13 protein-coding genes are annotated in these 17,073 nt (G+C 71.3%); 6 read left to right on the forward strand and 7 right to left on the reverse strand.

Going from position 1 to position 17,073, the window contains the following annotated elements; all coding sequences use genetic code 11:
* Nucleotides 1-22: 22 nt before the first annotated feature.
* Nucleotides 23-2,215 carry an OmpL47-type beta-barrel domain-containing protein gene (locus ACZ62B_RS33440; RefSeq protein ID WP_469693235.1) on the reverse strand — a complete coding sequence of 731 codons (2,193 nt, stop codon included), beginning with the start codon at nucleotides 2,213-2,215 and terminating at the stop codon, nucleotides 23-25.
* Nucleotides 2,216-2,238: 23 nt separating this feature from the next.
* Nucleotides 2,239-4,728, reverse strand: a complete 2,490-nt coding sequence (locus ACZ62B_RS33445; RefSeq protein ID WP_469693210.1) for a ThuA domain-containing protein — start codon at nucleotides 4,726-4,728, stop codon at nucleotides 2,239-2,241.
* A gap of 222 nt (nucleotides 4,729-4,950) precedes the next feature.
* On the opposite strand from ACZ62B_RS33445, the gene ACZ62B_RS33450 reads away from it, so the two are divergent.
* The 4 genes from ACZ62B_RS33450 to ACZ62B_RS33465 all read left to right on the forward strand — a co-directional run bounded on the left by ACZ62B_RS33450 (nucleotide 4,951) and on the right by ACZ62B_RS33465 (nucleotide 8,510).
* Nucleotides 4,951-5,943: a multicopper oxidase domain-containing protein gene (locus tag ACZ62B_RS33450; protein WP_468724848.1), complete on the forward strand. Its 993-nt coding sequence runs from the start codon at nucleotides 4,951-4,953 to the stop codon at nucleotides 5,941-5,943.
* An 85-nt stretch (nucleotides 5,944-6,028) separates the two neighbouring features.
* Nucleotides 6,029-7,069: a LacI family DNA-binding transcriptional regulator gene (locus ACZ62B_RS33455; RefSeq protein WP_344558801.1), complete on the forward strand. Its 1,041-nt coding sequence runs from the start codon at nucleotides 6,029-6,031 to the stop codon at nucleotides 7,067-7,069.
* A 270-nt stretch (nucleotides 7,070-7,339) separates the two neighbouring features.
* Nucleotides 7,340-8,134 carry a VOC family protein gene (locus ACZ62B_RS33460; RefSeq protein WP_469693213.1) on the forward strand — a complete coding sequence of 265 codons (795 nt, stop codon included), beginning with the start codon at nucleotides 7,340-7,342 and terminating at the stop codon, nucleotides 8,132-8,134.
* Between the two features lie 130 nt (nucleotides 8,135-8,264).
* A complete protein-coding gene (locus ACZ62B_RS33465; protein ID WP_344558805.1) occupies nucleotides 8,265-8,510 on the forward strand; it encodes a WhiB family transcriptional regulator in 246 nt (81 codons plus the stop codon).
* A 22-nt stretch (nucleotides 8,511-8,532) separates the two neighbouring features.
* Here ACZ62B_RS33465 and ACZ62B_RS33470 read toward each other — a convergent pair whose 3' ends face one another.
* The 4 genes from ACZ62B_RS33470 to ACZ62B_RS33485 form a co-directional block, all read right to left on the reverse strand.
* The gene (locus tag ACZ62B_RS33470) at nucleotides 8,533-9,510 is read right to left on the reverse strand and encodes an acyl-ACP desaturase (RefSeq protein ID WP_344558807.1); all 978 of its coding nucleotides are present in this window, start codon (nucleotides 9,508-9,510) and stop codon (nucleotides 8,533-8,535) included.
* A 201-nt stretch (nucleotides 9,511-9,711) separates the two neighbouring features.
* Nucleotides 9,712-10,488, reverse strand: a complete 777-nt coding sequence (gene ddaH / locus ACZ62B_RS33475) for a dimethylargininase (RefSeq protein ID WP_469693215.1) — start codon at nucleotides 10,486-10,488, stop codon at nucleotides 9,712-9,714.
* A gap of 154 nt (nucleotides 10,489-10,642) precedes the next feature.
* Entirely contained in the window at nucleotides 10,643-12,907 is a 2,265-nt protein-coding gene (locus ACZ62B_RS33480; protein WP_344558811.1) for an excinuclease ABC subunit UvrA, read from the reverse strand.
* A 10-nt stretch (nucleotides 12,908-12,917) separates the two neighbouring features.
* Nucleotides 12,918-14,543 (reverse strand): ABC-F family ATP-binding cassette domain-containing protein, encoded by a 1,626-nt coding sequence (locus ACZ62B_RS33485; protein ID WP_468890469.1) that lies wholly within the window; start codon nucleotides 14,541-14,543, stop codon nucleotides 12,918-12,920.
* Between the two features lie 313 nt (nucleotides 14,544-14,856).
* On the opposite strand from ACZ62B_RS33485, the gene ACZ62B_RS33490 reads away from it, so the two are divergent.
* Nucleotides 14,857-15,504 (forward strand): GOLPH3/VPS74 family protein, encoded by a 648-nt coding sequence (locus ACZ62B_RS33490; RefSeq protein WP_344558815.1) that lies wholly within the window; start codon nucleotides 14,857-14,859, stop codon nucleotides 15,502-15,504.
* A 71-nt stretch (nucleotides 15,505-15,575) separates the two neighbouring features.
* Complete coding sequence (locus ACZ62B_RS33495; protein WP_469693218.1) at nucleotides 15,576-16,361, forward strand: isocitrate lyase/PEP mutase family protein; 786 nt, start codon at nucleotides 15,576-15,578, stop codon at nucleotides 16,359-16,361.
* A gap of 9 nt (nucleotides 16,362-16,370) precedes the next feature.
* Here ACZ62B_RS33495 and ssgD read toward each other — a convergent pair whose 3' ends face one another.
* Nucleotides 16,371-16,784, reverse strand: a complete 414-nt coding sequence (ssgD, locus tag ACZ62B_RS33500) for a spore wall synthesis regulator SsgD (protein ID WP_344558819.1) — start codon at nucleotides 16,782-16,784, stop codon at nucleotides 16,371-16,373.
* Nucleotides 16,785-17,073 lie beyond the last annotated feature (289 nt).

Genomic DNA, 17,073 nt, shown 5'->3' on the forward strand with positions numbered 1-17,073 from the left:
GCCCCGTGCCGATCCGTGGGAACTACAACTCCTTGATCCGGACGTCCCGGTAGGAGACGACGTCCGTCGTGCCGTGCACCTGCAGCCCGATGTAACCGGAGGCGTACCGCCGCCCGTCCGTGCCCGGGTCGTCCGAGCGCGGCGGGGTGAAGTCCTGGCCGCCGGTGTTGTCGAACTCGTTGATCAGCACACCGTTGCGGTAGACCGAGTAGTGCTGGTCCACCACCCGGATCTCGTAGTCGTTCCAGGTGCCCTTCTGCGTCACGCCCGCGCCGGCCAGGCCGACCCGGTCGAAGCCGTAGACCGAGCCCGTCTTGTACATGTCGCCGGTGGGCGAGTCGAACACCTGGATCTCGTGCCCGTACTTGATGGCGGCCCACTCCGGCCGTGGCTCTTCCGGGTGGTCGTGGATCTGCGGGAACCGCACGAACACACCGGAGTTGGCGTTGCCGGTGCCCGGGGCGTCGTCACGCCACTGGAGCTTCAGCGAGAAGTCGCCGTACTTGCGCTCGGGGAACCACAGCATGCCGAGCCCGCCCCGGGTGGTGCCGGAGGTGATCGACCCGTCCGGGTTCAGCCCGAACGAACCGCCGCCCACCTGCTCCCACTTGGCGAACGACTCCGCGCTGCCGTCCAGGATCTTGCGGTAGCCCTCGGTCTGGCCGGGCCTGCCGATGCCGGACTGCCGGGCCGCCTTGTTGATCGCCCGGTACTCCCGCTGGTCGACGACCCCTTCCTTCTTGAGCCCGTCCAGCACGCTCTTCACGTGCTTGAGGAACAGCGCCTGCGAGGTCCACTCCTTCTCGTCCTCGATCAGCTCGCCGATCCGGCACCGGTTGTTGGTGACCCGGTTCGGCACGCCCGAGTCGACCGTGCCGACGATCACCGTCAACCGCTCGTCGTACTCAGGACAGTCGGGCGCGGGCACCCCGCCGTCCGCCACGACCGTGAAGCTCACCGTGAGCGGCTCGGAGGTGTTGCCGGCGTTGTCGCTCGCCCGGTACGCGACCGTGTGCCGGCCCGCCCGGTCGACGACCACGGGCCCGGTGTACGCCAGGTACGGCCCGCCGTCGAGCGAGTACTCGATGCCGGCCACGCCGGAACCGCCGTGCCCGTCGTCGGCGCTGACGGTCACGGTGGCGTCACCGACGTAGGCGCCGTCGGAGTTCTTGGTGCCCTCCACGGTCACGCCGGTCGCCGGCGGGGTGGTGTCCTGCGGGGGAGCGGCGACGACCGTGAACTCCACGCTCTCGACCGCCGCCGTGTTGCCCGCCCGGTCGGTGGCGCGGTAGCGCACGGTGTGCGTGCCCACCTCGTGCACCATCACCGGACCGGTGTACGGCTGCCAGGCGCCGTCGGCGCCGATCGCGTACTCGATGGTGTTGACGCCGGTGCCGGTGTCCGACGCGGTGACGGTGACCGTCGCCATGTCGATGTAGTCGCCGCCGTCGTTCCTCTCACCGGCCACCGTCGCCGACGTCTCCGGCGGGGTGGTGTCGTCCGACTGCGGGGCGACGACGGTGAACTCGACGCTCTGCTCCGCCGATACGTTGCCCGCCTTGTCCAGGGCGCGGTAGCGCACGGTGTGCGTGCCGACCTGGTCGACCACGACCGGGGCGGTGTACGGCTGCCAGGCGCCGTCGGCCCCGACCGCGTACTCGATCCGGTCCACGCCGGAGTCCGCGTCGGTGGCCTCGACGGTCACGCTCGCCGAACCGACGTACTCGCCGTCGGCGTTCTGCGAGCCGGTCACCTTCGCCGTGGCCTCGGGCGCCGTGGTGTCCTCGCCACCGCCCTCGGTCACCGTCAGGATGCCCTGCATCTCGCCGTGGCCGGGGATGGTGCAGTGGTAGAAGTAGCGGCCCGGGGTGAGCGTGACCTCGGCGGTGTACCTGCCGCCCTGGGCGTCGTTCGGATTGGCCATGATGTTCAGCTGGACGTCGTTGTTGAACTCCGGGTCGGAGGTCACGAACGTCAGCGTGTGCGGCATCCCGGTGGTGTTTCCGGTCGCCGCGCTGTTCTCGAACACGATGGTCGCCGGACCGGCCACCGCGGTCGTCGGCGCGGACGTGTACGCGGTGATGCTGTCACCGGCGGTCCAGGTGAGCACCTGCGCCGCCGCTCGGGTGTCGTCGGTGGACCCGGTCTCGCCGGCCGCGGACGCCGTCTGCAGGCCGAGCACCATGAGCAGGGCGGCCAGCAGGCCGGCCCACATTCTTCGTTGCCGTGTCACTGGTTTCATCCGGCCTTCCTCGCCAGCTGGCCGGCGGCCGGGGTCGGCCCGCCGCCCGTGTAGGTGACCCGCCACAGCGCGGACTTGGAGTCGGAGGTGAAGAAGCCGCGCCCGTAGTCGAGGACGTACAGCGAGCCGTCCGGGCCGAACTTCCAGCCCATCAGGTTCTTGATGCCGTCGTTGCCGACCGGCACGATCTTCTTCAGGGACTCCGCGTGCACCGGAAGACCGCCGTCTCCCTGCGTCTTCGGGTCCATCAGCACCGCGTTGCGCGGCTGGTCGGCGTCGTAGAAGTCACCGACGAACCACTTGCCGTCCCAGTACGCCGGCCACTTGACCTCACTGGTGCTGTCGGCGTCGTAGCGGTAGACCGGACCGTTCATCGCGGCCTGCCCGCCGCCCTTGAGCCAGGGCAGCCGGTACGTGGCCTCGTCCTGCTCGTACGACGGGATGCCGTTCTCGTCGCGCGGGTAGTCCGGACCGCCGCCCTGCGGCGAGTACCAGATGTTGTTGCCGGTCACCGGCGGCAGGTTGACCAGACCGTCGTTGTTCGGCGACTCGTTCTTCGGGGCGTCGCAGTCGTACCAGCCCAGCGGCTTCGACGGATCGGGCAGGTTGCGGTCCCGGTAGGGCTGCTCGTTGCCCATGCAGTACGGCCAGCCCCGGTTGGACGCCTCGGTGATCACGGCGAACGTGTCGTACTTCGCCGGACCCCAGGTCGGCGACGGGGAGCCGGCGTCCGGGCCGACCCAGCCCGCGTAGAGGACGTCGGTCTCCTTGTCGACGGAGATGCGCGCCGGGTTGCGCACACCCATCACATAGATCTCGCCGCGCGTCTTGCCGCCGCCCTCGGCGGTCTCCTTCCCGGTGAACAGGTTGCCCTCGGGCAGCGTGTACGTGCCGTCCGGCTCCGGGTGGATGCGCAGGATCTTGCCGTTGAGGTTGTTGGTGTTGCCGGCGGTGCGGCGCGCGTCGGCGAAGGACACGCCCTTGAAGTTGGGCTCCGGGTTGTTGCCCGAGTAACCGCCGCTGAAGCCACTGGAGTTGTTGTCACCGGTGGCGATGTACAGGTTGCCCTTGGAGTCCCAGGCCATCCCGCCGCCCGCGTGGCAGCAGCTGTGGATCTGCACCGGCCACTTCAGCAGCACCTTCTCGCTGCTCAGGTCCAGCTTGTCGGTGGCCTGGTCGAGGGTGAAGCGGGAGACCCGCCGCTCGGCCATGTGCGTGTCCCGGTTGATCTCGGAGTGGGGCGTGTAGTGCAGGTACACCCACCCGTTGTCCTCGAAGGCCGGGTCCAGTTCGATGCCGAGCAGGCCCTCCTCGACCTTCCGCAGCTCGTCGCCGCCGCCCTTGTTGCCGAAGACGGTGAGCGCCCCCGCGAGGGTGACCTTCTTGGTCTCCGGGTCGTAGACGTGGATCTCGCCCTTGCCCTTGCCGATGTCGGGGTCGTTCCAGTCGGTGACGACGGGCTGGGAGGAGTCGGCACCTCCGCGCCCGATGTAGAAGACGCGGCCGTCGGGGGCGGTGACCAGGCCGTGCGGCTCACCGATCTGGTCGTTCTGACCCGGCTGGTTGGGCTGGGTCAGCCGCTCCGCCTCGTAGTTGCCGGTGATCGTCGCCTTGCAGTCGGCCTGTACCAGACGGGTGGTCCACAGCAGGGCGCCGCGCAGATGGTCACGGAAGTCGGTCTCGTCGTACGACGACACCGTGCCGCCCATACCGGTGTAGAAGGACCGGCCGCCGTCGTAGTCACGGCACCAGCTGACCGGGTGGTCCCAGCCGTTGGCGCTCGCACCGGGCGCGTACGTCGACTCGCGCACCCTGGCGACCGTGTGCACGTCGCCGGACGGGTTCTCCACCCAGTTCAGCCACTTGTCGGGCCGCTTCCACTGCGTCGGCAGGCTCTTGGTCGCCGGATGCGCCCGGTCGCCGACCTCGACGGTCGCCCGCTGCACCTTGTCCGGGCTGGAGGCGGCCGGGCGGGCGCCGATCAGACCGGTGAACCAGTCCGAGTACGGCTCCGCGCGGGCCGCGTCGTGCAGACCGACGAAACCGCCGCCGGCCTCCATGTACGCCTCCAGGCCCGCCTCCTGGTCCGGGTCGAGGACGTCCCCGCCGCCGGTCAGGAACACGACGGTGTTGAACCGGCCCAGCTTCTTGGCGTCGGTGAAGACCGAGGCGTCGTCGGTGGCGGTGACCTTGAACCGCTGGTCCGCCGGGCCGGACAGCCCGATCCTCTCGATCGCCGCGATCCCGGCGTTCACGAGCGGTGACTCGTCGCCGGCGGCGGCGGAGCCGTGGAACAGCAGCACGCGTACGTTCGCGCCGCCCGGGGGCGACTTGATGGACATCGTTGTCAGGGACGGATCCGGGGCCGGGCGCGCGCTGGCGGCGGGACCCGACAGCAGCCCGGCGGCGACGACCCCGGCGGTCACGCCGGCCGCCCAGAGGCGTCGTCTCGTTCTCGTCCTTCGTGCGCTTGCGGTGCTTCTCATGCTCAACCCTCGTAAGCGCATGGGTTCTTGATGCGATGTGGACCGCATGTGGCTACCCACCCCTCCTCGGTCGCAGCAACAGCGTCAAGGAAGCTAGACCTCTTTGCGTCAGACGCCAATACCTATCGCAGAGATGAAACGAACTTTGTCCTGAGTGTGGATAAACCCCGGGGTGGCCGCTACGGTTTCACAGGTTCATGACAGCCACGTGGGGAGTTCGGCATGGACAGACGCGGTTTCAACCGACGGGTACTGCTGGGCGGCGCTGTCGTCGCGACATCGTTGTCCGTCGCACCCGAGGCCGTGAGCGCGGCCAGACCGGCGAGGACCGCGCCCGCCGGGGGCGAGGTGCGGCGCGTCAAGCTGTACGCCGAGCGGCTGGACGGCGGACAGATGGGCTACGGCTTCGAGAAGGGCAAGGCGTCCGTCCCCGGCCCGCTGATCGAGCTCAACGAGGGCGACACGCTGCACGTCGAGTTCGAGAACACCATGGACGTGCCCGTGAGCCTGCACGTCCACGGCCTGGACTACGAGATCTCCAGCGACGGCACCAAGCAGAACAAGAGCGACGTCGAACCCGGCGGCACCCGCACCTACACCTGGCGCACCCACAAGCCCGGCCGGCGCTCGGACGGCACCTGGCGGGCGGGCAGCGCGGGCTACTGGCACTACCACGACCACGTCGTCGGCACCGCGCACGGCACCGGCGGCATCCGCAACGGGCTGTACGGACCGGTGATCGTGCGCCGCAAGGGCGACGTCCTGCCCGACGCGACCCACACCATCGTCTTCAACGACATGACGATCAACAACAAGCCCGCCCACACCGGCCCGAACTTCGAGGCCACCGTGGGCGACCGCGTCGAGATCGTCATGATCACGCACGGCGAGTACTACCACACCTTCCACATGCACGGTCACCGCTGGGCCGACAACCGCACCGGCATGCTCACCGGACCCGACGACCCGAGCCAGGTCATCGACAACAAGATCTGCGGTCCGGCCGACTCCTTCGGTTTCCAGATCATCGCGGGGGAGGGCGTCGGAGCGGGCGCCTGGATGTACCACTGCCACGTCCAGAGCCACTCCGACATGGGCATGGTCGGCCTGTTCCTGGTGAAGAAGCCGGACGGCACCATCCCGGGATACGACCCGGACGCGCACGAGCACGCTCACGAGCCCGCCGCCGAGGAGGAGCCGACGCACGAGCACTGACGCCCCGGACGTGATCCGAGAGCGCTCTCGCCCGTGACCGGGCCGGGGCTATCCTTTCCCGCAGCCGCAGGTGAGGAGCCCCGAAGTGACCGACACAGCGCCACGCCCCACGCTGGAGGCCGTGGCCGCGCGGGCCGGGGTCTCCCGGGCCACGGTCTCCCGCGTGGTCAACGGCTCCCACGGGGTGCGGGAGCGCCTGGCCGAACGGGTGAGGAGGGCGGTGGAGGAACTCGGGTACGTGCCGAACCAGGCCGCCCGCAGCCTGGTGACGAAGCGGCACGACGCCATCGCCGTCATCGTGGCCGAACCGGAGACCCGGGTCTTCGCCGACCCCTTCTTCGCCCGGCAGCTGCGCGGCATCAGCAAGGAGCTGACGGCCCACGACAACCAGCTCGTCCTGCTGCTCACCGAGGACCGCGACGACCATGTCCGCGTCGGCCGCTATGTGGCCGGCGGCCATGTGGACGGCGCCCTGGTGTTCTCCCTCCATATCGACGACCCACTGCCCGAACTGATCCGGCAGGCCGGCCTGCCGACCGTGTACGGCGGCCGGCCCGACTTCGGCGGCGGCCAGGACGGCGTCGTCTACGTCGACAGCGACAACCGGGGCGGTGCCCGCGACGCCGTACGGCATCTGCTCGGCCTCGGCCGCAGCCGTATCGCCCACATCACCGGCGCCCTGGACCAGACCGCGGCGGTGGACCGGCTCGACGGCTTCCGGGACGTCATGGCCGACGCCGATCCCCGGCTGGTCGTGGAGGGCGACTTCACCCCCGCGAGCGGCGAGCGGGCGATGCGGGAACTCCTCGACCGCCGCCCGGGTCCGGACGCGGTGTTCGCCGGCAACGACCTCATGGCGGCGGGCGCCCTGCGCGTGCTGCGCGAGCACGGGCGGCGGGTGCCGGACGACGTGGCGGTCGTCGGCTTCGACGACATGCTCCCGATCGCCGAACAGACCGATCCCCCGCTCACCACGGTCCGCCAGGACATAGAGGAAATGGGCCGTCTGATGGCCCGCCTCCTCCTGCGCGACCTCAACGGCACCGGCACGCCGTCGGAGGCCGCGGGTGCCGGCTCCGGCGGTCTGGTCCTCCCGACGACGTTGATCCGACGCGCGTCCGCGTGAATCACAGGGTTCTCGCCCCCGCCGCCCCTTCCCGTCCCGAACCCGGGGCTCCGCCCCGGACCCCGCTCCTCAAACGCCGGAGGGGCTGACACCCAGCCCCTCCGGCGTTTGAGGAGCGGGGGTCCGGGGGCAGCGCCCCCGGGATGGGACGGGAAGGGGCGGCGGGGGCGAAGAAAGACCCACACCCGTCCGGGGTGCTCCGGCGGTGATTGTCAGCGGGCGGTGGAAGACTCGTCGGGGCAGGCGACGGGACCTCTCGGAGGAGGCACCATGCTCACCACCCGCTTCGTCGACGGCGCCCCCGACTGGATCGACGTCGGTACGTCCGACATGGAGGGCGCCGCCCGCTTCTACGGCGGCCTCTTCGGCTGGGAGTTCGCCCCCGCCGGCCCCGACGCCGGTGGCTACGGCTTCTTCCGGCTGGCCGGCCGGATCGTCGCGGGCGGTACGCGGACCACACCGGACCAGGGCCCACCCGCCTGGACCGTCTACTTCCAGAGCCCCGACGCGGACGCCACGGCGAAGACCGCCCAGCAGGCCCGGGGCAGCGTGCCCGTGCCGCCGACGGACGTGATGCGACAGGGCCGCACGGCGATCCTCGCCGACCAGACGGGCGTCCCCTTCGGCATCTGGGAACCGTCACCGGGCATGGGCATCGAGGCGGCCGGGGAGGCCGGCACCCTGTGCTGGGTCGAGCTGTACACCCCCGACATCGCCCGCGCCGCCGCGTTCTACCACTCCGTCCTCGGCTGGGAGACCTCGGCGGTGACCTTCCCCGACGGTGTCTACACCTCCGTCAGCCCCGCCGGGGCGGGCGAGGACGGCATGTTCGGCGGACTGGTCCCGCCGGCCGACGACCTCGCCGGGGCGGAGCCCGGCGAGCCCCACTGGCTGCCCTACTTCGGGGTGGACGACACGGACGCCGTCGTCGCCAGGGCCGTCGAGCTGGGCGGCAGGGTACGGCTGCCCGCCACTTCCCTCGCCGGCGTCGGCCGGCTGGCCCGCCTGGAGGACCCGTACGGCGCACGGTTCGCCGTGCTCAAGGGCGATCCGCGCGAGACCTGACGCACCCGGCGCGCCGCCGTGCGCGCCGGGTGCCCCGACGTCATCATCGTGCGGTCACGGAAGACCCGAAGGGCCTCCCGTTGATCCCGCGTTGATCGAACGTTTTTCACCGCGCGGCACGCTTCCGGTCATGCACACCGAAACGATGCCGTCGCCCGACCTCACCTGGCAGGAGGAGGCGCTGTGCGCGCAGACCGGGGGAGACTTCTTCTTCCCCGAGCCGGGCAGCTCGGTCCGCGAGGCCAAGCGGATCTGCGGCCTCTGCCCGATCCGCGCGACCTGCCTCGAGTACGCCCTGGCCCACGACATGCGCTTCGGCGTCTGGGGCGGCATGTCCGAGAAGGAACGCCTGGAACTGCGCCGTACGAGCCGGTAGGCCCCCGCCTCCGCCCCTGTCGTCAGGCGCGTTCCGCGCGGGCCGCCATCCGGGCCTTGCGGGCGGCCAGCTTCTCGTCGAACTTCGACGCCTCCGCGTCCAGGCCGCCCATGAACAGGCCCAGTTCCTCCTGTGCCTTGAGGCCCTCGGGGCCCAGCCCGTCGATCTCCATGATCTTCAGGAAGCGCAGGACCGGCTGGAGCACGTCGTCGTGGTGGATGCGCAGGTTGTAGACCTCGCCGATCGCCATCTGCGCCGCGGCCCGCTCGAAGCCGGGGATGCCGTGGCCGGGCATCCGGAAGTCCACCACGACGTCGCGGACCGCCTGCATGGTCAGGTCGGGCGCGATCTCGAACGCCGCCTTGAGCAGGTTGCGGTAGAACACCATGTGCAGGTTCTCGTCGGTCGCGATGCGCGTCAGCATGCGGTCGCAGACCGGGTCACCGGACTGGTGGCCGGTGTTGCGGTGCGAGATGCGGGTGGCCAGCTCCTGGAACGCGACGTAGGCGACCGAGTGGAGCATCGAGTGCCGGTTGTCCGACTCGAAGCCCTCGCTCATGTGCGCCATGCGGAACTGCTCCAGCTTGTCCGGGTCCACCGCCCGCGAGGCGAGCAGGTAGTCCCGCATCACGATGCCGTGCCGGCCCTCCTCGGCGGTCCAGCGGTGCACCCAGGTGCCCCAGGCGCCGTCCCGGCCGAACAGCGTGGCGATCTCGTGGTGGTAGCTGGGGAGGTTGTCCTCGGTCAGCAGGTTCACCACCAGCGCGATCCGGCCGACCTCGGTGACCTTCGACTGCTCCTTGTCCCAGGCCTCGCCGTCCTCGAAGAAGCCGGGGAAGTTACGGGCGTCGCTGAACGGCACGTACTCGTGCGGCATCCAGTCCTTGGCGACCTTCAGATGCCGGTTGAGTTCCTTCTCGACCACTTCCTCCAGCGCGTACAACAGCCGGGCGTCGGTCCAGACCGAAGGGCTGCCCAGGTGGGGAGAAGTGATCGACACGGGTGACTCCAGGGGACGGTGACGTGCGGAAGTGCCGGCGAGCGGGCCGGGAACCTACGGAATCGTAGGCTACGAAGCCGTAGGTTACGTAGCCGTAGGTTAAGGGTGCCGTAAAGAGCCCTGATCAGCGGGGTTCCCATGGAGCGCCGTCCGGGCGCGGAGCCGCAGGTCGCTGCGCCTGACGGGTGATGGTGCCACCCGTCAGGCGTACAGCTCCCGCAGCCGCACCGAGAGGCAGGTCACACAGCCCTCGAGCTTCTCGAACTCGCCGATGTCCACCGGGACCGGCTCGTAGCCGAGGTCCGCGAACAGCTCGGCGGTCTTCGGCGCGCTCGCCGCCATCAGCAGCCTGTCCCCGCCGAGCAGCACCACATGCGCCCCGGACGCCTCCGGCACCGGGAGGAAGCGCGGGAACAGCGACGGCGCGTCCATGTTCGGGACGTGCCCGACGACCGTCCCGTCCGGCAGCGCCGTGACCGCCGACTTCAGATGCAGCACCTTGGCGACCGGCACGGTGACCACCCGCGCCCCCAGCGGTTCGAACGCGGCCCGCACCTGCCGCACCCCGGCCGCGTTGGTGCGCCCGCCGCGGCCCACGTACACCGTGTCGCCGGCCTTCAGCACGTCGCCGCCGTCCAGGGTGCCGGGCTCCCAGACCCAGTTCACCGAGCAGCCGAGCGACGCCACGGCCTCCTCGACGCCGGGGGTCTCCGCGCGGCGGGACTCGGCACCGGAGCGGGCGATCAGCGCCACGTTCCGGTACATCACCACCGTGTCCTCCACGAACACGGAGTCCGGGCAGTCGTCGGCCGGGTCCACCTCGATCGTCTCCCAGCCGTGGGCGCGCAGCGCCTCCGTGTACGCCTCCCACTGCTCCACCGCGCGGCCGACGTCGACGCCCTCCCGCTCGATGTGCGTCACCAGCCCCTCGGCCAGACGGGGGGAGGGGCGGCGGACGAGGGCCTTCTTGCTGGGCACGAGCGTGACTCCGTATGGGATGGGACAGGTTCCGGCCGCACCGAGGGCGTCCGTGGCCGGCCCGGTTCCCTCGGACGTCGGCGCAGCCATCATGCAGCGCGAATCCCGGCCGGGCCACCCCGGCGGCCAGGAAATGACCCACCGGTAACCGGCCTCACCGGCCGGCCCGCCGCAGGTGCTCCCCCGTGAAGGACCCCTCGGCGACGAGCAACTCGGCCGGTGTGCCCTCGAACACCACCCGGCCGCCGTCCCGTCCGCCGCCCGGGCCGAGGTCGATCACCCAGTCGGCGCGTGCGACGACATCGAGGTTGTGCTCCACGACGACGACGGTGTTGCCCGCGTCCACCAGCCGGTCCAGGAGACCGACGAGGCCGTCCACGTCCGCCATGTGCAGTCCGGTCGTCGGCTCGTCCAGCACGTACACCACCCCCTCACGGTGCAGCCGGGTGGCCAGCTTGATCCGCTGCCGTTCACCCCCGGACAGGGTGGACAGCGGCTGGCCCAGCGTGAGGTAGGTGAGGCCGACGTCCCGCAGCGCGCGCAGCCGGCGCCGTACGCCGGTGTCGTGGAAGAAGCCGAGCGCCTGCTCGGCCGTCATCCCCAGCACATCGGCGACGGAGCGGCCGTCGACGGTCAGCCGCAGCACCTCGTCCTTGAACCGCCGCCCCTCGCAGGAGGGGCACGTCGTCGTCACCGGATCCATGAAGGCCAGATCGGTGTACATGATCCCGCGGCCCCCGCAGGTCCCGCAGGCGCCGCGGGAGTTGAAGCTGAACAGCCCGGGTTCGGCGCCGGTCTCCCGCGCGAAGATCTTCCGCACCGCGTCCATGATCCCCAGGTACGTCGCGGGGGTGGACCGCGCGGAGATGCCGATCGAGGACTGGTCGACCACGACGGCGTCGTCGTGGGCGTCGGTGAACTCGGCGACCAGCGTGCTCTTGCCCGACCCCGCGACGCCGGTCACCGCGGTGAGCACACCGACCGGGAACCGCACGGTGACCTCGCGCAGATTGTGCCGGTCGGCCCCCTTCACCCACCGCTCGCCCGTCGGCTCCCGCACCGCCTCCTTGACCGCGGTACGCCGTCCCAGGCACCGCCCCGTCAGGGTGCCCGAGGCGGCCAGCTCCCGCGGCGTGCCCTCGAACACGACGCTGCCGCCCTCGGAGCCCGCCCCCGGCCCCATGTCGACGACGTGGTCGGCCAGCGTGATGACGTCCGGGTCGTGCTCCACGACCAGCACGGTGTTGCCCTTGTCGCGCAGCCGGAGCAGCAGTTCCCCGAGCCGGTGTACGTCGCGCGGGTGCAGCCCGACGCTGGGCTCGTCGAAGATGTACGTCATCCCGGTGAGGCTGGACCCGAGGTGCCGGACCGTCTTCAGCCGCTGTCCCTCGCCGCCGGAGAGCGTGGACGTATCCCGGTCGAGGCTCAGGTAGCCGAGGCCGATCGTCTCGATCCGCTCCAGTGCGGCGACGGCGGCCCCGGCGATCGGCCCGGCCACCGGGTCGTCGATCCCGCGCAGCACCGCGATGAGATCGGTGACCTGCATCGCTGCGCAGTCGGCGATGGACCGGCCGCCGATCATCGACGCCAGCGCCGCCTCGTTCAGCCTGGCGCCCCGGCAGGCGGGGCAGACGCCCTCGGCCAGGAACTCCCGCACCGTGTCCCGGGTCTTCTGGCTCATCCCCGCCAGGTCCCGCTTCAGATAGAGCCGTTCGAAGCGGTCGGCGAGCCCTTCGTACTCGGTGGTCCACGTGCCGCCCGTGCCGTTCACGGTGACCTTGCTGCCCGGACGCCCCCGCATCAGGAACTTCCGCTCGGCGGCGGTGAACTCCCGCACCGGCTTGTCCGGGTCCAGGTCGTCGCTGTTGGTGTACGCCTGCCCCTGCCAGGTCCCGGCGGCGAACGGCGGGAAGCGGACCGCCCCCTCGGCGAGGGAGCGGTCCGCGTCCAGGATGCGGTCCCAGTCGGGCCGTACGGTCCGGCCCAGGCCGTCGCACTCCGGGCACATGCCCGACGGGTCGTTGAACGAGTACGCCGTCGCCGGACCGGCGCTCGGCGTGCCGTGCCGGGAGAACAGCACCCGCAGCACCGAGTACACGTCCGTCATCGTGCCGACCGTCGACCGGGAGTGGCCGCCGATGGGCCGCTGGTCGACGACGATCGCGGGCGTGAGGTCCTCGAGGGCCTCCGCGTGCGGCCGCTCGTACTTCGGCAGGCGGTTGCGGACGAACCAGGTGAACGTCTCGTTCAGCTGCCGCTGCGACTCGACCGCGATCGTGTCGAAGACGACCGACGACTTCCCCGATCCCGAAACGCCGGTGAACACGGTCAGCCGGCCCTTCGGGATGCGGAGTGTGACGTCCTTGAGGTTGTTCTCCCCGGCTCGGGTGATGGTGATGTACTCGCTGGACTGGCTCATACCGCCGACGCTAGGCGGGATACCCGACAGCTTCTGTCGTGATTTCCTTCAGCTCCCCCTCCTCCAGCAGCAGCCACCGGGTGATGCCGATCGACTCCAGGAACGGCAGATCGTGGCTGGCCACGATCAGGGCTCCCTCGTACGACTCCAGCGCCGTGGTGAGCTGCCGGACGCTCGCCATGTCGAGGTTGTTGGTCGGCTCGTCCAGCATCAGCAGCTGCGGCGCGGGCTCCGCCAGCATCAGCGCGGCCAGCGCCGCCCGGAACCGCTCGCCGCCGGAGAGCGTCGCCGCCTGCTGGTCGGCGCGTGCGCCCCGGAACAGGAAGCGGGCGAGTCTCGCCCGGATCCGGTTGTTGGTGGCGCCCGGAGCGAACCGGGCCACGTTCTCGGCGACGGTCAGCTCCGCGTCGAGGACGTCGAGCCGCTGCGGCAGGAACCGCAGCGGGACATGTGCCGTCGCCTCGCCCGACACCGGCTCCAGCTCCCCGGCGATCGTGCGCAGCAGCGTCGTCTTGCCGGCGCCGTTGCGCCCGATCAGCGCGATCCGTTCGGGACCGTGGAGATCGAAACCGCCCTCCACGCGGGCGCCGTACACCAGCTCCAGGTCGCGCAGGGTGAGCACGGCCCGGCCCGGCGGCACGGCCGTGTACGGCAGGTCGACCCGGATCTCGTCGTCCTCCCGTACGGCGTCCACCGCGTCGTCGAGGCGTTCCCTGGCCTCGGCCAGCCTCTCCTCGTGCATGATGCGGTGCTTGCCCGCGGACACCTGCGCCGCGCGCTTGCGCGCCCCCATGACGATCTTCGGCTCGCGCTTCTGCTCGAACATCTTCTGCCCGTACCGCTTCCGCCGGGCCAACTTGACCTGGGCGTCGACCAGTTCACGCTTCTGTTTGCGCAAGTCCGCCTCGGCGACCCGCACCATGCGCTCGGCCGCCTCCTGTTCGACGGCCAGGGCCTCCTCGTACGCCGAGAAGTTGCCGCCGTACCAGGTGACCTCACCGGACCGCAGGTCCGCGATCTGGTCGACCAGTTCCAGCAGTTCACGGTCGTGGCTGACCACGACCATGACGCCCGGCCAGTTCGCGACGGCCGCGTACAGCCGCCTGCGGGCGTACAGGTCGAGGTTGTTGGTGGGCTCGTCGAGCAGCAGCACGTCCGGGCGGCCCAGCAGCAGCGCGGCCAGCCGCAGCAGCACCGACTCGCCGCCGGACACCTCGCCGACGGTGCGGTCGAGACCGATGTGCCCGAGGCCGAGTTCGCCGAGCGTGGCCAGGGCGCGCTCCTCGACGTCCCAGTCGTCGCCGACGGTCTCGAAGTGCTCCTCGGCCACGTCGCCCGACTCGATGGCGTGCAGCGCGGCCCGCAGCCCGGCGATGCCGAGGACCTCGTCGACCCGCAGCGCGGTGTCGAGCGTCACGTTCTGCGGCAGGTACCCCACCTCGCCGGTGACCCGGACGGCGCCGTCGGCCGGTGCGAGCTCACCGGCGATCAGCTTCAACAAGGTCGATTTCCCCGACCCGTTGACGCCGACGAGGCCGGTGCGGCCGGGGCCGAAGGCGACATCGAGGCCCTCGAGGACGGTGGTGCCGTCGGGCCAGGTGAAGGTGAGGGACGTACAGGTGATGGATGGTGTCATGCGGGCCTCCGCGGTTGCTCGGGGCGATCAGGGGCAAACGCGTATCGAGACACCGCGGGACGAGGACCGGCAGCCGGGAGGGAAGGCCTGGGCATGAGAAAAGCCCTGTTCCGCAAGGACCGCAAGGACGGCTCGAACGCCGAGGTCGCACGCGACGTACACACACGTGTGGTGTGACGCGGTGTCTCAGAACCTCAGACGAGCAACGTCCTTCTCCATTCGACGGCAACAGAACCGCTGTACACCGTAGGAGTGCCCGGAACGGCTGTCAACGGCTTTTCGGAGCACGACGTCACCGCCCCGAGGAGGCCCCGTGACCGACGGCCCGCTCTCACTGCCGGCCCGCCTCTGCCTGCTGGCCTGGGAGACCGACCCGGACCGGCTGCCCCCTCTGGTGCGGGCCGGAGCCCTCGCCGAGCTGGCCCGGCGCGGTCTGCTGGTCGACGACGACGGCATCGCCACACCGCTCGACCTGGACTCCCGGACCGGGGACCCGGTCCTCGACGGCCTGCTGGAGCTGGTCAGCGAGTCCTGCCCGCACCGCTGGCGCACCTGGGTGACGCTGCGCGCCCGGTACACCCTGGACGCGGTCCGGGAGCAACTGGTGGCCGAGGGGGTGCTGCGCGCCGAGAAGCACCGGGTCCTCGGGGTGTTCCCGTCGGTGGAGCACGTCCTGGCCGACGCGGGCCGGGTACGGGCCCTGCGGAGGCGGGCACGGCGGATCCTCGACGGACCGGTACCGCCCGAGGACGTCCCCGAGCCGGACGCGACGGCCGTCGCCCTGGGCGCGGCGGCGGGCCTGACCACCCTCCTCCCGGCCGGCACCCACGCCGACCGGGAACAGCGCGTCGAGCGGCTCTCCGCCCGCGCGGCGACTCCCGCGCAGGCCATGATCGTCCGGGAACTCCGGAACACCCTGAGCGCCACCGCGAAGGCATCGTCCCTCCCCGTCGGCGGCTGAAGCCCTCCGTCGTACGTTCACGTCGGATTCCTGCCAGCCGGGACGGCCGGGCCGCTGCTTGAGTGGCCGGTATGACGAACTCCACCGTCCTTCTGCGCGACCGCGCCCTCGCCTTCCGTTCCCTGCACGTCCCGGGGCGCCCGCTGATCCTGCCCAACGCCTGGGACCTCGCCAGCGCCCTGCTGGTGGAGGACGCGGGCGCCGGTGCCGTGGCGACCACCAGCGCCGGTGTCGCCTGGGCCCTCGGGGCGGCGGACGGGGACCGGCTGGGGCGCGAGCGGGCGCTCGGGGCCGTCGCGGAGATCGCCGGGGCGGTCCGCGTGCCCGTCACCGCCGACATCGAGAGCGGCTACGCCGAGGACCCGGCGGGAGTCGGCGACACCGTGCGCGCGGTGCTCGCCGCGGGCGCGGTCGGGGTGAACATCGAGGACGGTCTGTACGGCGCCGGGCAGGGCCCGTTGCGTCCGACGGCCGAGCAGGCCGAGCGCCTCGCCGCGGCCCGTGGGGCGGCCGACGCGGCCGGCGTGCCGTTGTTCGTCAACGCACGCGTCGACACCTTCCTGCGCGGCGCCGGGGGAGTGGACGACACCCTGGAGCGCGCCGCCGCCTACCTCGCCGCGGGCGCCGACGGGATCTTCGTCCCCGGGGCCGTCGACCCGGGGACCGTGAGGGAACTCGTCGACGGGATCGACGCGCCGCTGAACGTGATGGCCGGTCCCGGCGCCCCGCCGACCGGCGAGCTGGCCGCCCTGGTCCGCCGCGCCGCGCGGGAGCTGCTCGACACGGGGACGTACGACGCGCAGACCGGCGGGCTGGAATACGGCACGCTCAACGCGCTGATGAGCGGCGGTCGTTAGCCGGACACGTCACGCGTCGCGCATCAGCTCCGCGAGATCGTGGTCCAGGTCGAGCCGGAGGTGCTCCAGACCGGTCGGCACCAGCTCGCCGGTGGCCTCCAGGAACCGGCGCAGTTCGCCCGAGCGGACGTGCACGACGGCGGTCCCCTCGGGGGCGTGGAACTCCAGCACGGTGCGGTCGTAGCCGTACGGCCGGACCCGTACGTCGCCGTCGCCCTCGGGTTCCTCCATCCCCGCGGCGAGCAGGTCGCGGGCGAAGGTCCAGCAGACCTCGACGCCCTCCAGGGTGGCGGGCGCGGGGAAGGTCATGCGGACGGCGAACGGGTCGTCGCGGTCGTAGCGCAGGGTGGCGGGAATGCTCGGCATCCGCGGCGCGGCGGCGACGAGACGGGCCTCGACGGTCTGCTCGATGACGGTGGACAACGCCTTGCTCCCTCGTGACGGCTGGACAGGCTTCCGGGGCGGATCGGGTCGGCTACTGGATGAGACGACGGAATCGGCCAATCCGTGCACACGAGAAGCGAGTGACCTCTGTCACCGCCTTCATGCATACGAGTGACACGGCTCTCCTCGGGTGTTCCCTGGGGCATTCGTGCCGCCCGCCACGAGGCGCCCGGGGAGCACCCGGCCCGGCGGACACGGACGGGACGAACGCGCCGCCGGGCACACGGACCGTCCGCCCGGAGCACCGACGCACGCGGGGTGCCCTGAT

The organism is Streptomyces sp. NPDC053426 (assembly GCF_055585405.1).

Excerpts from the sequence above, each read along its gene's own strand:
- ACZ62B_RS33440 (WP_469693235.1), bottom strand. The coding sequence starts at position 2,215 with ATGTGGGCCGGCCTGCTGGCCGCCCTGCTCATGGTGCTCGGCCTGCAG.
- ACZ62B_RS33480 (WP_344558811.1), bottom strand. The coding sequence starts at position 12,907 with ATGAGCCAGTCCAGCGAGTACATCACCATCACCCGAGCCGGGGAGAAC.
- ACZ62B_RS33460 (WP_469693213.1), top strand. The coding sequence starts at position 7,340 with ATGCTCACCACCCGCTTCGTCGACGGCGCCCCCGACTGGATCGACGTC.
- ACZ62B_RS33485 (WP_468890469.1), bottom strand. The coding sequence starts at position 14,543 with ATGACACCATCCATCACCTGTACGTCCCTCACCTTCACCTGGCCCGAC.
- ACZ62B_RS33450 (WP_468724848.1), top strand. The coding sequence starts at position 4,951 with ATGGACAGACGCGGTTTCAACCGACGGGTACTGCTGGGCGGCGCTGTC.
- ACZ62B_RS33495 (WP_469693218.1), top strand. The coding sequence starts at position 15,576 with ATGACGAACTCCACCGTCCTTCTGCGCGACCGCGCCCTCGCCTTCCGT.
- ACZ62B_RS33465 (WP_344558805.1), top strand. The coding sequence starts at position 8,265 with ATGCACACCGAAACGATGCCGTCGCCCGACCTCACCTGGCAGGAGGAG.
- ACZ62B_RS33445 (WP_469693210.1), bottom strand. The coding sequence starts at position 4,728 with ATGAGAAGCACCGCAAGCGCACGAAGGACGAGAACGAGACGACGCCTC.